A 17,075-nucleotide genomic window follows, 5' to 3' on the forward strand; every position below is an offset into this window, starting at 1 on the left:
CGGGTTCAGGCCGGGGTGCCGACGGCGGGGCTCAGTGCGCCGTGACCGGCCGCCGCGTCGCGACCCGTGCCGCGCGCGATCCGAGCACCGTGATCGTCACGACGCCCAGCACCGCCAGCAGTCCGACGGCCACCGTCCCGGCCCAGCCGCCGGAGTGGAAGGCCGTCGCGCCGACCGTGCTGCCCGCGCTGGAGCCGATGTAGTACGCCGACTGGTAGAGGGCCGAGGCCTGCGCCCGGCCGGTCGTGGCCGTCTTGCTGACCGCCGACGAGGCCACCGCGTGGCCCGCGAAGAACCCGGCCGTGATCAGCACCAGACCCAGCAGGACCGGCACCAGGGAGCCGGCCAGCGTCAGCAGCAGGCCGCCCGCCGTCGTACCGCCCGCGAGGTACAGCGCCCCGCGGCGGCCCAGGCGGCCCACCAGCCGGCCGGCCGTGGACGCGGACACCGTGCCCACCAGGTAGACGAGGAAGATCGAGCCGACGATGCCCTGGGGGAGGGAGAAGGGCGCCTCGGTCAGGCGGTAGCCGATCACCGTGTACACCCCGCCGAACACCGTCATGAACAGCGCGCCGATCGCGTACAGCCGGCGCAGCAGCGGGTCGGCCAGGTGGTCACGGACCGTCCGGGCCAGGACCCGCGGCCGCAGCGAACCGGCCGCGAAGTGCCGCGGCTCGGGCAGCAGCAGCCGGAACGCCACCGCGCAGGCCACCGCGATCACCCCGATGACACCGACGGCCACCCGCCAGCCCCACACCTGCGCGACCCATCCGGTGATGACCCGGCCGCTCATCCCGCCGACGCTGTTGCCCGCCACGAACAGCCCGATCGCCGTGACCAGCGCCTTGGGCCGGACCTCCTCGGCGAGATAGGCCGTCGCCGACGCCGGCAGACCGGCCAGCGCGGCGCCCTGCAGGGCCCGCAGCACCACCAGCACGCCCAGCGAGGGCGCGAACGGCACCAGCAGTCCCACCGACACCGCCACCGCCAGCGAGGCGGTCATCACCGTCCGGCGGCCGAACCGCTCCGACAGCGCGCTCATCGGCAGCACGAACAGCGCCAGCCCGCCGGTGGCCGCCGCGACCGTCCAGCTCGCCTCGCTCGCCGCCACCCCGAACTCGCCGGAGATCAGCGGCAGCAGGGCCTGCGTGGAGTACAGCAGCGCGAAGGTCGCGACGCCCGCGAGGAAGAGCGCGAAGCTCATCCGGCGATACCCCGGGCCGCCCGGGGCCATACGGGAGTCGGTTTCGGAGGCGGAAACGGTCGTGACGGCGCCCATGACGCTGGACGCCCCGGTACTGGCGGGAGACATGCCTCGAAGCTACGTACGCCCCCGCTCATCCGTCCAATGCATGGAATCGCCATAATCGTTCCCATGGTGCATGACCCGAGCTCACAGCCCCGCCTGTCACCGACCAGTGACACAGAAGACATGACGATGGTGCTGGCCCCGCGCCTCGCCCACTTCGCCGGCGTCGCCCGCACCGAACACGTCACCCGCGCCGCGCAGGAACTCCAGGTGCCCCAGTCCACCCTGTCGCGCGCCATGGCGCGCCTGGAGCAGGACCTGGGCGTCGACCTGTTCGCCCGCCGCGGCCGCACGGTCTCCCTCACCCCGGCCGGCCGCACCTTCCTCAGCCACGTCGAACGCGCCCTCACCGAGATCGAGCGCGCCGCCGACGAGGTCCGCGCCGACGCCGACCCCGCCTCCGGCAAGGTCGCCTTCGGCTTCCTGCACACGATGGGCGCGGAGACCGTCCCCGCCCTCATCCATGCCTTCCGCCTCGACCACCCCCGGGTCCGCTTCAGCCTGGTGCAGAACTACGGCGAGGCCATGCTGGAGAAACTGCGCGCGGGGGAGCTCGACCTCTGCCTCACCTCCCCGGTCCCCGACGCCCCCGACCTCGTCGCCCGCCGCCTGGACGAGCAGAAACTCCGCCTCGTCGTCCCCCTCGACCACCGGCTGGCCGCGCGCCGGCGCGTCCGTCTGGCGGAGGCCGCCGAGGAGGCCTTCGTCACCCTGGAACCCGGCTACGGCCTGCGCCGCATCACGGACGACCTGTGCCAGGAGGCGGGCTTCAGGCCCCGAGTCGCCTTCGAGGGCGAGGAGGCGGAGACGCTACGGGGCCTGGTGGCCGCGGGCCTGGGCGTGGCCCTCCTCCCGCCGCCGGCCTTCCCCCGCCCGGGCGTCGTCGAGCTGACGGTCACGGCCCCGCGGGCGGCCAGGGAGATCGGCGTGGCCTGGCTCGACGGCCATCCGGACACGCCCCCGGTGGCCGCCTTCAAGAAGTTCCTGCTCTCGCGCAGGGGGAGTCTGCTGCCCTGAGCGGCCGTCAGCGGCGCAGCGACTTGCCGAACCCGGCGGCCAGCGGCATCCGCAGGCCCAGCGGAGGCGGAGCCGCCAGCGCGTCCTCGACCGGCCTCGACAGCGCCTTGCCGAACAGCGCCCCCATCACGAAGTCCTCGGTGAGCGCGTGCACTTCACGCCGGTACTGGTGCAACCCGTGGCCGTCGGCGTGCACTTCGAACCGGCACACCTCCCGGTTCGCCTTCTTCGCCCGGGCCGCCAGCCGGAACGACAGCTCCGGATCGGTGCGTTCGTCGTTCGTGCCGTGCACGATCAGCACCCGCCGGCCCACCAGCTGCTTCACCGGTTCAGGGGACGCCGCCACGTCCTCCTCCGGCAGCCAGGGCGCGATCGCCACCACGGAGTTGACGGCCTCGTGCCCGCCCGCGCGCAGCGCCGCCCGGCCGCCCATGTCGAAGCCGACGAGACAGACGGGGACGTCCCCGTACCGCCGTACGACCTCCTCCACGCCCCAGGACGCGTCCCGTGCCAGATGGGCCTCGCTGCCGTTCCAGCCCTTGTAGCGGTAGTGGACGACATGCGTGACCAGCCCGTCCTCCCGGCCGGCGCGGGCCAGCCTGCGGCCCAGTGCCCGCACGGAGGCGGCCGCCAGCACGGGGGACGGTCTGCGGTCGGACTCCTCGTCGCCGCCGGGGAGCAGCAGCACCACTGCGCTCACCGCCGTCGGCTCCGGACCGATCGCCCTCCCCAGCCGGGCCATTCGTACCGGCGTCGCTTGGTGTGCCATGACAGAACAGTGTCAGAAGCGAGGGTGTACATGACCCGTCGGTGCGGTCACCGTTACGTATCGACGAACTTGTACACCGCGCCGTCTACGCGCGTAGGAGGTAGAGTGCGGAAATGACGAGCCAGACCATGTCGAACACCCCGACGCCGGACCAGATCCGCCGGGCGCCGAAGGTTCTGCTGCACGACCACCTCGACGGCGGCCTCCGCCCGGGGACGATCGTCGAACTCGCCCACAGCACGGGCTACACACGCCTCCCGGAGACCGACCCCGGCAAGCTCGGCCTCTGGTTCCGCGAGGCGGCCGACTCCGGTTCGCTGGAGCGGTACCTGGAGACCTTCTCCCACACGGTCGGCGTCATGCAGACCCGCGACGCCCTCGTCCGGGTCGCGCGCGAGTGCGCCGAGGACCTCGCCGAGGACGGCGTCGTCTACGCGGAGGTGCGGTACGCGCCGGAGCAGCACCTCGAGGGCGGACTGAGCCTCGAAGAGGTCGTCGAGGCGGTCAACGAGGGCTTCCGGGAGGGCGAGCGGATCGCCCGGCAGAACGGCCACCGCATCCGCGTCGGCGCCCTGCTCACCGCCATGCGGCACGCCGCCCGCGCCCTGGAGATCGCCGAACTCGCCAACCGCTTCCGGGACCTGGGCGTCGTCGGCTTCGACATCGCGGGCGCCGAGGCGGGCTACCCGCCCACCCGGCACCTCGACGCCTTCGAGTACCTCAAGCGCGAGAACAACCACTTCACCATCCACGCCGGCGAGGCCTTCGGGCTGCCCTCCATCTGGCAGGCCCTGCAGTGGTGCGGCGCCGACCGGCTGGGGCACGGGGTGCGCATCATCGACGACATCCAGGTGCAGGCCGACGGCTCGGTCAAGCTCGGGCGGCTCGCCTCCTACGTCCGGGACAAGCGCGTCCCGCTGGAGCTGTGCCCCAGCTCCAACCTGCAGACGGGCGCCGCCTCCTCGTACGCCGAGCACCCCATCGGGCTGCTGCGCCGGCTGCACTTCCGGGCCACCGTGAACACGGACAACCGGCTGATGTCCGGCACCAGCATGAGCCGGGAATTCGAGCACCTTGTCGACGCATTCGGTTACACGCTCGACGACATGCAGTGGTTCTCCGTCAATGCGATGAAATCAGCGTTCATTCCTTTCGATGAACGACTGGCCATGATCAATGACGTCGTCAAGCCCGGATATGCGGAGCTGAAGTCCGAATGGCTGTTCCAGCAGACCGCCTCCACCAGCGGTTCTGTGGAGTCGAAGGGCTGAACTGGCGATTTCGGGGGAGCGGAATGCGGACGGGTATTCACAATCCGTCCGCATTTCGATGTTTGCGGCGGCAGCGTCCGCGTGTTTACGTTCGGGGACCGCTCACATCCCCGTAACCCCATTTCGAGGACGCATTCCATGAAGCAGTCTGCTGTCAAGACCCTCGGTGTCGCCGCCCTGGGTGCCGCCTTCGCCGCCGTGGGCGCGGGTGCCGCGACCGCGGCCCCGGGGCTCCCGAACGCCACCGGGGCGCTGGACAACGTCACCAAGGCGCTCCCGGCGGAGAACCTCTCCCACGCGGTGCCGGGTGCCGGTGACACGGCGACGCACGGCAAGGACGCGGCCGAGGCCGGTCTGGCCGCCGTGCAGCCGGTCGCGGCGCAGATGCTCGCCCACGGTCCGACCGGGCCCGTCGCCGGTCTGCTCGGCGGTCTGCCGCTGGCCCAGGGCCTGCCCACGCACGGCCTGCCGGTGAACGGCCTCCCGCTGGGCTGACCCCCGCACGCGCCGATGGGGCGCACCCCCTGGACACGGGGTGCGCCCCATCGGCGTACGCGCGGACGGTGTCACCAGGCGGTGCGGGCCGCCTTGTCCTCCGAGGGCAACAGGATCCACAGGGCTATGTAGAGCAGGAACTGAGGGCCCGGCAGCAGGCACGACACCAGGAAGATCACCCGCATCGTGGTCGCGGAGGTGCCGAAGCGCCGAGCCAGACCGGCGCACACTCCGCCGATCATGCGGCCATGGGTGGGGCGGACGAGGGCGGACATCTGCGGCTCCTTCGTGAGCGTCGGTGGAGGAGGCCCTTGGCGGCTTCCTCATCTGCCTTCCACGCTACGGGCACGAAGGGGGGCGAAGCGTCGCTCTACGGTGCGATCCCGACCCTGGGAAACGTCGGGGTCCGACCCTGAGCCGCCTCCTCCTGGTGGACGGCCGCCCGGTCGTCCCGCTCCGACCTGCGGCGCAGCCGCACACGCGCGGCCGGGACGACGGCGAGGTGGGCCAGGGCCACCCCGAGCGTGTTGAGGAGCAGGGAGTCGACGTCCGGGACGCGGCCCGGGACCCCCGTCTGCAGCAGCAGGATGCCCAGCGAGACCAGGGCGCCCGCGGCGGTCGTGCGGACCAGGGAGCCGAGCGGCGAGGAGTGCAGCCTGCCGTGGGCCGCCGGAAGCAGCACCCCCAGCGGGGCGAGCAGGGCCAGGCCCTCGGCGATCCGGCGGGCCGCCACCTGCCAGCCCAGCAGCAGATCGGCCCGGATGCCGGCGAGCGGGCGCACGTTCGGCGGCGTCACCCAGGGCACGTCCAGCGGTCGCAGCGTGAGCCAGGCGACGAGCGCGAGGTGTGCGACGAGGAGGACACCTCCTGTCACACGGATGCGGATCGCGGCGCTGCCGCCGATGGAGCCTTGACGCTGCACGCTGCCCAAGACGCGCCACCCGGCGGGATCGGTTCCGCCCCGCCCGGACGTACCCCCGTGAGGCCTGTGCCACACCCGGGGTTCGGGGGCGGTTCAGCCGCCCGTGACCTGACTCGACGGCGGTTGCTCGCTGCCCGGGCGGGAGCGGACCTCGTCGGTGCACTCGTAGCGGCGCAGCGGCCCGCGCCCGGGGCCGCCGAGGATCACCGAGCCGTCGCCCTCGGCCGCCGCCGAGTCGGAGAAGGTGCACACGACCTGTGCGAGGGCGTACGAGGTCAGGTCGGCCGGCGCGGTGCTCAGCCGCAGCGCGTCGTCGGGATCGCCGGCACGCGGGCCGCCGACCGTCATGCCGCCGCGCACGGCCGTGGTGTAACCGGCGCCCTTCTCGACGGCCGACGGCGTCGCCGCCAGCTGGTCGAGCAGCCCCTGCGCCACCAGGACGCGCCGCTGCGAGTCCGCCGTGCCGTCCGGCACCCGCACCGTCCGGTCGACGGCCACCAGCGACGAGCCGCACAGCAGGAACACCTGCACGGGCAGGCCCCGCGAGGCCTGCGCCGAGACGTCCGGCTGGGCCAGGGAACAGGTGACCTGCGAGGGGGCGGCGCCGAAGTCCGTAGGGACCTGGGTGGAGCGGATGCCGCAGCCGGCGAGCAGCCCGGCGAGGACGGGCAGCGCGGGCAGGAACCACGCCTTCGGCCGGCGTCGTACGTCCCTCACGCGTCCCCCTTCTCGGCCTCGCGGTCGGCGCCCTCCGTCAGCGCCGACACGTCGCGCGGCAGGCGCAGGGTGAACACCGCCCCGCCTTCGGGCGAGTTCGCGGCGGTGATCGTGCCGCCGTGGATGTGGGCGTTCTCCATGGCGATGGACAGGCCGAGTCCACTGCCGTCGGAGCGCGGGCGGGAGGCGCTGGCCTTGTAGAAGCGGTCGAAGACGTGCGGCAGGACGTCCTCCGGGATGCCGGGTCCGTGGTCGCGCACGGCGATCACCACCTCGGCGCCCTCCCCGTCCTTCGCGTCCGAGGCCCGCACCGAGACCCGTACCGGCGAGCCGCCGTGCTTGAGCGCGTTGCCGATGAGGTTGGCGAGGATCACGTCCAGGCGGCGCGGGTCCAGACGGGCGTGGATGCCGCGCTCCGCGTCCAGGTCGACGGCGTCCAGCCAGGCGCGGGCGTCGATGCAGGCGGTGATCTGGTCGGCGACGTCCACGTCGTCCAGGACCAGCTTCGCCGTCCCCGCGTCGAAGCGGGTGACCTCCATCAGGTTCTCGACGAGGTCGTTGAGCCGCCGGGTCTCGCTGACGACGAGCCGTACGGCGGGCTCGATCATCGGGTCTATGGACCCGGACTCCGCCTCCAGCTCCTCCTCCAGGATCTCCGTCACGGCGGTGATCGCGGTGAGCGGGGTACGGAGTTCATGGCTCATGTCGGCGACGAACCGCCGGGACGCCTCGTCCCGCGCGGCCATGTCGTCGACCCGTTTCTCCAGCGCCTCGGCCGCGTCGTTGAACGTCCGTGACAGATCGGCCAGTTCGTCCGTGCCCGACACCCTGAGCCGGGTGTCCAGCCGGCCCTCGCCGAGCCGGCGCGCGGCGACCCCCAGCCGCTGCACGGGCTTGAGCACCGTCGACGCGGCGGCCTGCGCGAGCAGCGCCGAGCCGACCAGCGCGAGACCGGTGGCGATGCCCAGCGACCAGGCCAGCGAGTTGAGGTCCTTGGCCTCCGGCTCCAGCGACTTCAGCATGTAGCCGGTCACCCCGCCGTCGATCACCTTCGTGCCGGCCACCAGATACGGCGTGCCGTGGTCGGTGACCCGCTGCCAGTACAGGTGGTAGGCGTACTTGTTGCCGGAGTCGACCTTCTGCCGCTTGTTCACGGCCGCCCGCAGCGACGCGGGCACGTCCCGCAGCGAGAAGCCGTCCAGGGCGCCCGAACTGCCGTACACCGTCTTGCCGTCGGCGTCCCGGGCGACGAGCAGCACGCTGAAGCGCTGGCTGCTGTTGGCCATCTGGCCCGCCGTGCGCTGCAGTTCGTCCTGCGTGGGATGCGGGAGCAGAGTGCCCGCCCGGTTCTGCATCGCCTGCTTGAAGTCGCCGAGCACGGCGTCCTGGGTACGGGTGAGCACGGCCTCGCGGTTGAGCCAGTACGCGATTCCCGACGCGGAGACGGCCGCGGTGAGCGCGACCAGCCCGAACACGACGACCAGACGCAGGCGCAGACTGGTGAACCGCAGCCGTGACAGATGTCCCTTGCGAGTCGCGGCCCAGCCGCGAACCCCCCCTTGCGCTTCGGTCACTGAGGCGAGTCCAGCCGGTAGCCCACGCCGCGCACGGTACGGATCAGCGTCGGGGACGACGGCACGTCCTCGACTTTGGCGCGCAGCCGCTGCACGCAGGCGTCCACCAGCCGGGAGTCACCGAGGTAGTCGTGCTCCCAGACCAGGCGCAGCAACTGCTGCCGCGACAGCGCCTGCCCCGGCCGCCGGCTCAGCTCCAGCAGCAGCCTGAGCTCCGTCGGGGTCAGCTGCAGGTCCTCGCCGTTCTTCGTGACCGTCATCGCGGCACGGTCGATCACGAGGCTGCCGAACGTCGCCGAGTCGCTCGCCTCCCGCTCGCCGCGCCGCAGCACGGCCCGGATCCGGGCGTCCAGCACCCGGCCCTGGACCGGTTTGACGACATAGTCGTCGGCGCCGGACTCCAGGCCCACCACCACGTCGATGTCGTCGCTGCGCGCGGTCAGCAGGATGATCGGCAGCTGGTCGGTGCGCCGGATGCGCCGGCACACCTCGAAACCGTCGATGCCGGGCAGCATCACGTCCAGCACGATCAGGTCCGGCCGCTGCTCGCGCAGCAGCTTCAGGCCGTCCTCACCGGTGGCAGCGGTGGCCACCCGGTGACCCTGGCGCGTCAGTGAGAGCTCCAGGGCCGTACGGATGGCGTCGTCGTCCTCGATCAGCAACAGGGAAGGCACGGGGGTCATTCTGGCCCATGGAGGGGGTCCGGTACGACACCTGGAACGATGCATGCGCCTACCGCTTCTCTCTGTGACCCTGCCGTGTCTTCCCTGCGACCGGCCCCTGTGACAGGTCTGTGACAGTCGGCGGACACGGCCATGAAGGTGCGAGGGCAAGCTTTTCGGCACAGGCAAGGAAGCACCGCCTGAGCAAGCAGAACACCGGAAGTCCACGACGGGGGGCGCGAGATGAACACGCTGCACGGCATGAGCACCAGCGCAGTGGTCACGCGCCTGCACGACGTGAACGGGGGCCGGGGTTCCGAGAAGTCCGGCGCCGTGAGCGGGCGGGGGTGCGCTCGCGGCGCCGGGCGTCAGCACACCGCCTACATGACGGTGGTTGACGGTTTCACGGGGGAAACGCACGGGGGAAGCGCGTACGGGGAGGGCTCGGGGGAGCGTCGTTCGCTGTCGGAGGCGGAGTTCACCGCCTACGTCCAGGAGCGCCGCGCCTCCCTGTACGCCACCGCCTACCACCTGACCGGTGACCGCTTCGAGGCCGAGGACCTGCTGCAGAGCGCGCTGTTCTCGACGTACAAGGCGTGGGACCGGATCAGCGACAAGGCCGCGGTCGGGGGCTACCTGCGCCGCACCATGACGAACCTGCACATCAGCGCGTGGCGCCGCCGCAAGCTGAACGAGTACCCGACCGAGGAGCTGCCGGAGACGCCCGGCGACACGGACGCGATGCGCGGCACCGAGCTGCGCGCGGTCCTGTGGCAGGCGCTCGCCCGGCTGCCCGAACTCCAGCGCACGATGCTGGTCCTGCGCTACTACGAGGGCCGCACCGACCCGGAGATCGCGGAGATCCTCGACATCAGTGTCGGCACGGTGAAGTCGAGCATCTGGCGGTCGCTCCGCCGGCTGCGCGAGGACGAGGTCCTCAGCTTCGGCCGTGACGAGGAGGACGCCTTCGGGGAGCTGGTCGCCTGAGGGCTGGGGGGAGCAAGTGACGGGGGAGCGGTAACACCGGGGGGACCGACGGGGGTCACGGGGGACCTACGGGGGTCACGGGGGAAAGACCCACGGGGGAGACACGGGGGAACGGGGGAAGCGGGACTGGAGGGCCGGGGGGTCCGTCCAGTCCCGCTTTCGTGTGTGCCCGGGGAACCGCGCCGGCTCAGGCCGTCGGCGTCGACGACGGGTGGCGGGTCACCGCGGCGGTGGCCAGCCGGGTCAGTGCCTCGTCGCGGTCGCAGGGATGCGCGCCCAGCGTGGTCTGACGGGAGACGATCCCGCGCTCCTGGCGCATCAGGCGCCAGCCGCGGCGCAGCAGGAACGGCACCGACTTGCGGCCCTCCTTGAGATCCCGCACGAAACGGCGGCGGAAGGTGCGCACCGGGCCCCGGCTCAGGCACAGCGCGTCCGCGAGCAGCCCCTCCCGCCGGCACCGGTCGATGATCTCGGCGGCGAAGACGCCCTCCGCCACGAACAACGGGGTGCGCCCGATCTCCACGGCCTCCTCGCCGGTGCGCGCGGACAGGGACAGGTCGTAGACGGGGATCTTCGTACGGCCCGTGCGGCACAGGTCGGCTATCGCCGCCACCGCCGCCTCCGTGTCCCAGGAGTCCGGATGGTCCCAGTCGATGTCGGAGCTCCCCGCCACCAGCGGCAGCGTCGGGTCGTCGCCCTCCTTGTAGAAGTCGTCCAGGCGCAGCACGGGAAGGCCCGAGCGGGCGGCGACGAGGGACTTGCCCGAGCCCGAGGGGCCGCAGAGCAGCACGACACGGGCGGAGGTGGGGAGATGGATGCTCACGGGACACCAGTTTGACGCATTCCGTACGCCCTGCCGACCCCGCGGGTCGGCATTGGATCGCGCGTCACACCTCAACTACCCTTCGTGTCGACCCGATTACCCCGCGCACCAGAAGGTGGCACCAGCAATGTCACGACACACGTCGTCCTCCACCCCGACCGTCCACCGCGCCCTGGTCGCCCTCGCGACGGCGGGCGTGGCGCTCGGCGCGGGTGCCGCGACGGCCTCCGCCGCCGACACCGAGCCCCTGGTGGACGTGCTGCACACCCGGCCCACCAGCCTCGGCAAGATCGACCCGCAGTCCGGGGTCCAGGCCCTCACCGGCACCGTCGGCTACGTCACCGGGCCGGTCGCCGGCCTCAAGCCCAACCCGCTCGCCGGCACCGGCGTCGACCCGCTGGACAACGGCGTCGGCACCCAGCTCGCCGACTTCAAGGCCCTCGACACCCAGATGCTGACGGCCCCGGTCGCCCAGGCCTCCTCGATCGGCAACATCCCGGTCCTCGGCCAGGCCACCGGCCTGCTGAGCCACTGAAGGCCCCGGTACGGCGGAGAGCCGCGCCTCCCCCGGACGGAGGGGAGTCGCGGCTCTCCGGCTTGTGGGGGTGGCGTCAGTAGGACGAACCCGACGCGCCCAGCGAACCCGTCGGATGCCAGACCGTCTTCGTCTCCAGGAACGCGGTCAGGCGGTCGGTGCCCGGAGTCTCCGACCAGTTGTCCACAGGCTGTGGACGCAGGACGCGCTTGAGGTTGTCCGCCGCCGCGATCTCCAGCTCCTTCGCCAGCACGTCGTCCGCGCCCGCGAGGTCGATCGCGTTGACGTCCTGGTGCGACGCCAGGGGAGGGGCGATCTCCGCCGTACGGCCCGACAGGACGTTGACCACGCCGCCGGGGACGTCCGAGGTGGCCAGCACCTCGGCGAGGGACAGCGCGGGCAGCGGGGACCGCTCGGACGCCACCACGACCGCCGTGTTGCCCGTCGCGATCACCGGGGCGAGCACCGACACCAGGCCCAGGAACGACGACTCCTGCGGGGCCAGGACGGCGACCACGCCGGTCGGCTCCGGAGAGGACAGGTTGAAGAACGGGCCCGCGACCGGGTTGCCGCCGCCGACCACCTGGGCGATCTTGTCGGTCCAGCCCGCATACCAGACCCAGCGGTCGATGGCCGCGTCCACCTGCTCGGCCGCCTTCGACTTCGACAGGCCCTCCGCGTCGGCGACCTCGTGCACGAACTGCGCCCGGCGGCCCTCCAGCATCTCGGCGACGCGGTAGAGGACCTGGCCCCGGTTGTACGCGGTGGCGCCGGACCAGCCGCCGAACGCCTTGCGGGCGGCGACCACCGCGTCACGGGCGTCCTTGCGGGAGGAGAGGGGGGCGTTGGCCAGCCACTTGCCCTTTGCGTCGGTCACCTCGTACACCCGGCCGCTCTCGGAACGCGGGAACTTCCCGCCGACGTACAGCTTGTAGGTCTTGAGGACACTCAAACGGTCAGACATCGAGGTATGCCTCCAGGCCGTGGCGGCCGCCCTCGCGGCCGAAGCCCGACTCCTTGTAACCGCCGAACGGCGAGGTCGGGTCGAACTTGTTGAACGTGTTGGACCAGACGACGCCCGCGCGCAGCTTGTTCGCCACCGCGAGGATCCGGGAGCCCTTCTCGGTCCAGATGCCCGCCGACAGGCCGTACGGCGTGTTGTTCGCCTTGGCGACCGCCTCGTCCGGGGTGCGGAAGGTGAGGACCGACAGGACCGGGCCGAAGATCTCGTCGCGGGCGATCCGGTGCGCCTGGGTGACGTTCGTGAAGAGCGTCGGGGCGAACCAGTAGCCGGAGGACGGGATCTCGCACGCCGGGGACCAGCGTTCGGCGCCCTCCGCCTCGCCCTGCTCGACGAGGGTGGTGATGCGCGAGAGCTGCTCCGCCGAGTTGATCGCGCCGATGTCCGTGTTCTTGTCCAGCGGGTCGCCGAGGCGGAGCGTGGACAGGCGGCGCTTGAGGGAGTCGAGGAGTTCGTCGTGGATCGACTCCTGGACCAGGAGGCGGGAGCCCGCGCAGCAGACCTGTCCCTGGTTGAAGAAGATGCCGTTGACGATGCCCTCGACGGCCTGGTCGATCGGGGCGTCGTCGAAGACGATGTTGGCGCCCTTGCCGCCCAGTTCGAGAGTGAGCTTCTTGCGGGTGCCCGCGACCGTCCGCGCGATCTCCTTGCCGACGGCCGTGGAACCGGTGAAGGCGACCTTGTTCACGTCCGGGTGCGCGACGAGCGCGGCGCCCGTGTCGCCGTATCCGGGAAGGATGTTGACGACGCCCTTGGGCAGGCCCGCCTGACGGCAGATGTCCGCGAAGAAGAGGGCGGACAGGGGGGTCGTCTCGGCGGGCTTGAGGACCACCGTGTTGCCGGTCGCCAGCGCCGGGGCGATCTTCCACGCCAGCATCAGGAGCGGGAAGTTCCAGGGGATGACCTGGCCGGCCACGCCCAGCGGGCGCGGGTTCGCGCCGAAGCCCGCGTGCTCCAGCTTGTCCGCCCAGCCCGCGTAGTAGAAGAAGTGCGCCGCGACCAGGGGGAGGTCGGCGTCGCGGGTCTCCTTGATCGGCTTGCCGTTGTCCAGGGTCTCCAGGACCGCCAGCTCGCGGCTGCGTTCCTGGATGATCCGCGCGATCCGGAACAGGTACTTGGCGCGCTCGGAGCCCGGCAGCGCCGACCACTTCTCGAAGGCCTTGCGGGCGGCCGCGACGGCGCGGTCGACGTCCGCCTCGCCCGCCTGGGCGATCTCGGAGAGGACCTCCTCGGTGGCGGGGCTGACGGTCTTGAAGACCTTGCCGTCGGCCGCCTCCGTGAACTCGCCGTCGATGAACAGCCCGTAGGAGGGCGCGATGTCGACGACCGAGCGGGACTCGGGTGCGGGTGCGTATGCGAATGCCGATGCCATGGTGATCAGTCCACCGTCACGTAGTCGGGGCCGGAGTAGCGGCCGGTGGCCAGCTTCTGACGCTGCATCAGCAGATCGTTCAGAAGCGAGGAGGCGCCGAAGCGGAACCAGTGGTTGTCCAGCCAGTCCTCGCCCGCGGTCTCGTTGACCAGGACGAGGAACTTGATGGCGTCCTTGGAGGTGCGAATGCCGCCCGCCGGCTTCACGCCGACCTGGATGCCGGTCTGCGCGCGGAAGTCGCGCACCGCCTCCAGCATCAGCAGGGTGTTGGCGGGGGTGGCGTTGACGGCGACCTTGCCGGTGGAGGTCTTGATGAAGTCGGCGCCGGCCAGCATGCCGAGCCAGCTCGCCCGGCGGATGTTGTCGTACGTCGACAGCTCGCCCGTCTCGAAGATGACCTTGAGCCGGGCCTCCGTGCCGCAGGCCTCCCGTACGGCGACGATCTCGTCGTACACCTTCATGAAGTGACCGGCGAGGAACGCCCCGCGGTCGATGACCATGTCGATCTCGTCGGCGCCCGCGGCGACCGCCTCGCGCACGTCCGCCAGCTTCACCGTCAGCGGCGCGCGGCCCGCCGGGAACGCGGTGGCCACCGAGGCGACCTTCACGGACGAGCCGGCCACGGCCGCCTTCGCGGTGGCCACCATGTCGGGATAGACGCAGACGGCCGCCGTCGACGGGGTCGCCGGGTCGGTCGGGTCCGGGTGGACCGCCTTGGCGCCGAGCGCCCGGACCTTGCCCGGGGTGTCCGCGCCTTCCAGCGTCGTCAGGTCGACCATCGAGATGGCGAGGTCGATGGCGTACGCCTTCGCGGTCGTCTTGATGGAACGGGTGCCGAGGGAGGCGGCGCGCGCCTCCAGACCGACCGCGTCGACGCCGGGCAGCCCGTGGAGGAAGCGGCGCAGCGTGCCGTCGGACGCGGTGACGTCGGCGAGTGCGTGAGCTGCGTTGGGTGCAGTGGTGGGCATGGTCACCAGACGAGCATATCTACGCGCGTAGCGGCTGTACACCCCGGGAGGTTGGTCTGTGGGGCGGGGGCTTTGCCTCGTCTTTTCGCCCGTGCTTCCTGGGGGGTCGCTTTGTGGGGGGCGGCTGGCTGGGGTTCTTTTCCTCGTGAGGCACAATCGCCCTCATGACGACCCCCGAGCCCTCGACGCCGGCCACGGCCAAGGACCGCGTCCACCGTTCCTCCGCAGGCATCGCCGGAGGCGTCCTGCTGCTCGCCATCACCGCCTGGCTCGGCATCGACGCGATCGTCGCCGGTCACGGCCGCACGCCCTGGCTGGCGCTGGCCGCGATGATCCTCGTCGTCCCGCTGATCGTCGCCTTCACCATCCGCCCCGCCGTCCAGGTCAACGACGAGCGGCTGCGCGTCCGCAACCCGTTCCGGCTGATCGTGCTGCCCTGGGGCGAGGTCGGCGCGCTGAGGTCCGGCTACTCCAACGAGGTCGTCTCCAAGGCCGGCACCAAGTACCAGCTGTGGGCCGTCCCCGTCTCGCTGCGCGCCCGCAAGAGGGCGGCCCGGCAGGAGGCCCGCAACGCCGCCGACCGGGCCGCCGGGGCCAGCGGAGGCGGTCGCCGCGGCGGGCTCGGCGGACTGGGTTCCGGCAGCTTCGGTGGCGCCGTGCCGAGCGGGCCCACCCGCGCTCAGGCCGACCGGGTCATGGACGACCTGCGCGACATGCTCGAGGAGCGGGGCGGTAAGCAGGGCGCGCAGGGTGAGGTGACCGTGCGCTGGGCCTACGAGGTCGCCGGGCCCGCGCTCGCCGGGGCACTGTTGCTGGTGATTCTGCTGGCCACGGGGTGAGCGGGTGCGGGCGCCCTTTCGGGCGCCCGTTCCCTCAGATGCCGGCTGCCGTTGACAGGTCCCGCTTGAGGGCCGCCAGGATCTCGTTTGCCGTGGCGTGCGCCTCGGGGAGGTCCTTGTGGGTCTTCACGGGGATCACTGCCTCCAGGTAGCACTTCAGCTTCGGCTCCGTGCCGCTCGGGCGGACGATGACCCGGGCGCCCTCCAGCGTGTAGCGCAGGCCGTCGGTGGGAGGCAGCTTGTCGGTGCCCCGGGTGAGGTCCTCCGCCTGGGTGACCCGCAGGCCCGCCAGCGTGGTGGGCGGGTTCTCGCGGAGCCGTTCCATCGCGCGGGCGATGATCGTGAGGTCCTGTACGCGCACCGACAGCTGGTCGGTGGCGTGCAGGCCGTGCTCCACCGCCAGGTCGTCGAGGAGGTCGAGGAGGGTGCGGTTCTCCTCCTTGAGCGTCGAGGCCAGCTCGGTGATCAGCAGGGCCGCGGTGATGCCGTCCTTGTCGCGGACGCCCTCGGGGTCCACGCAGTAGCCGAGGGCCTCCTCGTAGCCGTAGCGCAGGCCGTCGACGCGGGCGATCCACTTGAAGCCGGTGAGCGTCTCCTCGTAGGGCAGGTTCGCCTTCTCGGCGATGCGGCCGAGGAGGGACGAGGAGACGATCGACTCCGCGAACGTGCCCTGCGCTCCGCGGGTCACCAGGTGGGCGGCCAGGAGGGCGCCGACCTCGTCGCCCCGGAGCATGCGCCAGTCGGCGCCCTGCTTGACGGCGACCGCGCAGCGGTCCGCGTCGGGGTCGTTGGCGATGATCAGGTCGGGGGAGGTCTCGCGGGCCTTGGCGAAGGCCAGGTCCATCGCGCCGGGCTCTTCCGGGTTGGGGAAGGCGACCGTGGGGAAGTCCGGGTCGGGGTCGGCCTGCTCGGTCACGAGGGCCGGCTCCGGGAAGCCCGCTCGGGCGAAGGCCGCGAGGAGGGTGTCCTTGCCCACGCCGTGCATGGCCGTGTAGACCGTGCGGGCCGTGCGGGGGGAGGTGGGCGCCAGGACCGCGTCCGTGCGGGCGAGGTAGGCGTTCAGCACGGATTCGTCCAGGGTCTGCCAGCCCGTTTCGGGGCGGGGGACGTCGTGGAGCGAGGTGATCGCCTGGATCTGCGCGGCGATCTGCGCGTCCGCGGGGGGCACGATCTGGGAGCCGTCGCCGAGGTAGACCTTGTAGCCGTTGTCGCGGGGCGGGTTGTGGCTGGCCGTGACCTCCACGCCCGCGACCGCGCCGAGGTGCCGTATGGCGAACGCCAGGACCGGGGTGGGGAGGGGGCGGGGCAGGACCGCTGCCTTGAGGCCCGCGCCGGTCATGACCGCCGCGGTGTCGCGGGCGAAGTCGGCCGACTTGTGGCGGGCGTCGTAGCCGATGACCACCAGGCCGTCGGTGTGGCCGGTCGCCTTGAGGTGGGCGGCCAGGCCCGCGGCGGCGCGGATGACGACCGAGCGGTTCATGCGGTTGGGGCCGGCGCCGAGCTCACCGCGCAGGCCCGCCGTGCCGAACTGGAGGGTGCCGCTGAAGCGGTCGGCGAGTTCTGTCAGGTCGCCGGCCTCGATGAGCTTCGAGAGCTCGGCGCGGGTGTCCGGGTCGGGGTCCTCGGCGAGCCAGGTCTGAGCCCGGGCGATGAGGTCGTCGTGCACGGTCGGTCAGCCTCTCGTTGTGGGTGGTGCGGATGCCTGCGGCGCCTGTGCGGGTGAGGCGGGGTGCGCGTCGCGCCTGCGGTTCGGTGGGGGGTCGGGGCCGGGACGGGGGGTGTCCGTCCTCGGGC

Annotated in this window: 18 protein-coding genes; 6 read left to right on the forward strand and 12 right to left on the reverse strand. The window is 72.0% G+C overall.

The window, feature by feature from the left end; translation table 11 throughout:
• Nucleotides 1-31 precede the first annotated feature (31 nt).
• A complete protein-coding gene (locus M8J74_RS00265) occupies nucleotides 32-1,312 on the reverse strand; it encodes an MFS transporter (protein WP_249834446.1) in 1,281 nt (426 codons plus the stop codon).
• 63 nt (nucleotides 1,313-1,375) lie between these two features.
• Between M8J74_RS00265 and M8J74_RS00270 the strand changes: the two genes are divergently transcribed.
• Complete coding sequence (locus M8J74_RS00270; RefSeq protein WP_249834447.1) at nucleotides 1,376-2,326, forward strand: LysR family transcriptional regulator; 951 nt, start codon at nucleotides 1,376-1,378, stop codon at nucleotides 2,324-2,326.
• Nucleotides 2,327-2,333: 7 nt separating this feature from the next.
• Here the strand turns inward: M8J74_RS00270 and M8J74_RS00275 are convergent, their stop codons facing one another.
• Nucleotides 2,334-3,095, reverse strand: a complete 762-nt coding sequence (locus M8J74_RS00275; RefSeq protein WP_249834448.1) for a prolyl oligopeptidase family serine peptidase — start codon at nucleotides 3,093-3,095, stop codon at nucleotides 2,334-2,336.
• Between the two features lie 113 nt (nucleotides 3,096-3,208).
• Between M8J74_RS00275 and M8J74_RS00280 the strand changes: the two genes are divergently transcribed.
• Both M8J74_RS00280 and M8J74_RS00285 read left to right on the forward strand, forming a co-directional pair.
• On the forward strand, nucleotides 3,209-4,366 hold the full coding sequence (locus M8J74_RS00280) for an adenosine deaminase (protein ID WP_249834449.1): 1,158 nt from the start codon (nucleotides 3,209-3,211) through the stop codon (nucleotides 4,364-4,366).
• Nucleotides 4,367-4,504: 138 nt separating this feature from the next.
• Nucleotides 4,505-4,861 (forward strand): hypothetical protein, encoded by a 357-nt coding sequence (locus tag M8J74_RS00285; RefSeq protein ID WP_058923593.1) that lies wholly within the window; start codon nucleotides 4,505-4,507, stop codon nucleotides 4,859-4,861.
• A gap of 71 nt (nucleotides 4,862-4,932) precedes the next feature.
• Here M8J74_RS00285 and M8J74_RS00290 read toward each other — a convergent pair whose 3' ends face one another.
• From M8J74_RS00290 to afsQ1, 5 genes are all read right to left on the reverse strand, one after another.
• The gene (locus M8J74_RS00290) at nucleotides 4,933-5,136 is read right to left on the reverse strand and encodes a PspC domain-containing protein (protein ID WP_058923592.1); all 204 of its coding nucleotides are present in this window, start codon (nucleotides 5,134-5,136) and stop codon (nucleotides 4,933-4,935) included.
• A 95-nt stretch (nucleotides 5,137-5,231) separates the two neighbouring features.
• Nucleotides 5,232-5,783: a VanZ family protein gene (locus M8J74_RS00295; RefSeq protein WP_249834613.1), complete on the reverse strand. Its 552-nt coding sequence runs from the start codon at nucleotides 5,781-5,783 to the stop codon at nucleotides 5,232-5,234.
• Nucleotides 5,784-5,876: 93 nt separating this feature from the next.
• On the reverse strand, nucleotides 5,877-6,500 hold the full coding sequence (locus M8J74_RS00300) for a hypothetical protein (protein ID WP_249834450.1): 624 nt from the start codon (nucleotides 6,498-6,500) through the stop codon (nucleotides 5,877-5,879).
• Nucleotides 6,497-8,074: an ATP-binding protein gene (locus M8J74_RS00305; RefSeq protein WP_249834451.1), complete on the reverse strand. Its 1,578-nt coding sequence runs from the start codon at nucleotides 8,072-8,074 to the stop codon at nucleotides 6,497-6,499. The genes M8J74_RS00300 and M8J74_RS00305 overlap by 4 nt, the downstream gene beginning before the upstream one ends.
• Complete coding sequence (gene afsQ1 / locus M8J74_RS00310; RefSeq protein ID WP_058923589.1) at nucleotides 8,071-8,748, reverse strand: two-component system response regulator AfsQ1; 678 nt, start codon at nucleotides 8,746-8,748, stop codon at nucleotides 8,071-8,073. The genes M8J74_RS00305 and afsQ1 overlap by 4 nt, the downstream gene beginning before the upstream one ends.
• 231 nt (nucleotides 8,749-8,979) lie before the next feature.
• On the opposite strand from afsQ1, the gene M8J74_RS00315 reads away from it, so the two are divergent.
• The gene (locus tag M8J74_RS00315) at nucleotides 8,980-9,723 is read left to right on the forward strand and encodes a SigE family RNA polymerase sigma factor (RefSeq protein WP_249834452.1); all 744 of its coding nucleotides are present in this window, start codon (nucleotides 8,980-8,982) and stop codon (nucleotides 9,721-9,723) included.
• A 187-nt stretch (nucleotides 9,724-9,910) separates the two neighbouring features.
• On the opposite strand, the gene M8J74_RS00325 is transcribed toward M8J74_RS00315, so the two are convergent.
• On the reverse strand, nucleotides 9,911-10,546 hold the full coding sequence (locus M8J74_RS00325) for a uridine kinase family protein (protein ID WP_249834453.1): 636 nt from the start codon (nucleotides 10,544-10,546) through the stop codon (nucleotides 9,911-9,913).
• Between the two features lie 127 nt (nucleotides 10,547-10,673).
• Between M8J74_RS00325 and M8J74_RS00330 the strand changes: the two genes are divergently transcribed.
• Entirely contained in the window at nucleotides 10,674-11,081 is a 408-nt protein-coding gene (locus M8J74_RS00330; RefSeq protein WP_249834454.1) for a hypothetical protein, read from the forward strand.
• Between the two features lie 76 nt (nucleotides 11,082-11,157).
• On the opposite strand, the gene M8J74_RS00335 is transcribed toward M8J74_RS00330, so the two are convergent.
• The 3 genes from M8J74_RS00335 to deoC are packed head-to-tail and all read right to left on the reverse strand — an operon-like array spanning nucleotide 11,158 to nucleotide 14,442.
• The gene (locus M8J74_RS00335; RefSeq protein WP_249834455.1) at nucleotides 11,158-12,045 is read right to left on the reverse strand and encodes an aldehyde dehydrogenase family protein; all 888 of its coding nucleotides are present in this window, start codon (nucleotides 12,043-12,045) and stop codon (nucleotides 11,158-11,160) included.
• A complete protein-coding gene (locus M8J74_RS00340) occupies nucleotides 12,038-13,474 on the reverse strand; it encodes an aldehyde dehydrogenase family protein (protein WP_249834456.1) in 1,437 nt (478 codons plus the stop codon). Before M8J74_RS00340 ends, M8J74_RS00335 begins: the two co-directional genes overlap by 8 nt.
• Before the next feature lie 5 nt (nucleotides 13,475-13,479).
• Nucleotides 13,480-14,442, reverse strand: coding sequence for a deoxyribose-phosphate aldolase (deoC, locus tag M8J74_RS00345; protein ID WP_249834457.1), 963 nt, complete (start codon nucleotides 14,440-14,442; stop codon nucleotides 13,480-13,482).
• A gap of 164 nt (nucleotides 14,443-14,606) precedes the next feature.
• On the opposite strand from deoC, the gene M8J74_RS00350 reads away from it, so the two are divergent.
• The gene (locus M8J74_RS00350) at nucleotides 14,607-15,281 is read left to right on the forward strand and encodes a PH domain-containing protein (protein ID WP_249834458.1); all 675 of its coding nucleotides are present in this window, start codon (nucleotides 14,607-14,609) and stop codon (nucleotides 15,279-15,281) included.
• A gap of 34 nt (nucleotides 15,282-15,315) precedes the next feature.
• Here the strand turns inward: M8J74_RS00350 and M8J74_RS00355 are convergent, their stop codons facing one another.
• Nucleotides 15,316-16,947 carry a phospho-sugar mutase gene (locus M8J74_RS00355; protein ID WP_249834459.1) on the reverse strand — a complete coding sequence of 544 codons (1,632 nt, stop codon included), beginning with the start codon at nucleotides 16,945-16,947 and terminating at the stop codon, nucleotides 15,316-15,318.
• Nucleotides 16,948-17,075: the final 128 nt, after the last annotated feature.

The organism is Streptomyces panaciradicis (genome assembly GCF_023516615.1).
Lineage (GTDB): Bacteria > Actinomycetota > Actinomycetes > Streptomycetales > Streptomycetaceae > Streptomyces > Streptomyces panaciradicis.

Bases quoted from the DNA above. Each gene is read 5' to 3' on its own strand.
- M8J74_RS00265 (WP_249834446.1), bottom strand. From the start codon at position 1,312: ATGTCTCCCGCCAGTACCGGGGCGTCCAGCGTCATGGGCGCCGTCACG.
- M8J74_RS00270 (WP_249834447.1), top strand. From the start codon at position 1,376: ATGGTGCATGACCCGAGCTCACAGCCCCGCCTGTCACCGACCAGTGAC.
- M8J74_RS00275 (WP_249834448.1), bottom strand. From the start codon at position 3,095: ATGGCACACCAAGCGACGCCGGTACGAATGGCCCGGCTGGGGAGGGCG.
- M8J74_RS00280 (WP_249834449.1), top strand. From the start codon at position 3,209: ATGACGAGCCAGACCATGTCGAACACCCCGACGCCGGACCAGATCCGC.
- M8J74_RS00285 (WP_058923593.1), top strand. From the start codon at position 4,505: ATGAAGCAGTCTGCTGTCAAGACCCTCGGTGTCGCCGCCCTGGGTGCC.
- M8J74_RS00290 (WP_058923592.1), bottom strand. From the start codon at position 5,136: ATGTCCGCCCTCGTCCGCCCCACCCATGGCCGCATGATCGGCGGAGTG.
- M8J74_RS00315 (WP_249834452.1), top strand. From the start codon at position 8,980: ATGAACACGCTGCACGGCATGAGCACCAGCGCAGTGGTCACGCGCCTG.
- M8J74_RS00330 (WP_249834454.1), top strand. From the start codon at position 10,674: ATGTCACGACACACGTCGTCCTCCACCCCGACCGTCCACCGCGCCCTG.
- M8J74_RS00335 (WP_249834455.1), bottom strand. From the start codon at position 12,045: ATGTCTGACCGTTTGAGTGTCCTCAAGACCTACAAGCTGTACGTCGGC.
- M8J74_RS00340 (WP_249834456.1), bottom strand. From the start codon at position 13,474: ATGGCATCGGCATTCGCATACGCACCCGCACCCGAGTCCCGCTCGGTC.
- deoC (WP_249834457.1), bottom strand. From the start codon at position 14,442: ATGCCCACCACTGCACCCAACGCAGCTCACGCACTCGCCGACGTCACC.
- M8J74_RS00350 (WP_249834458.1), top strand. From the start codon at position 14,607: ATGACGACCCCCGAGCCCTCGACGCCGGCCACGGCCAAGGACCGCGTC.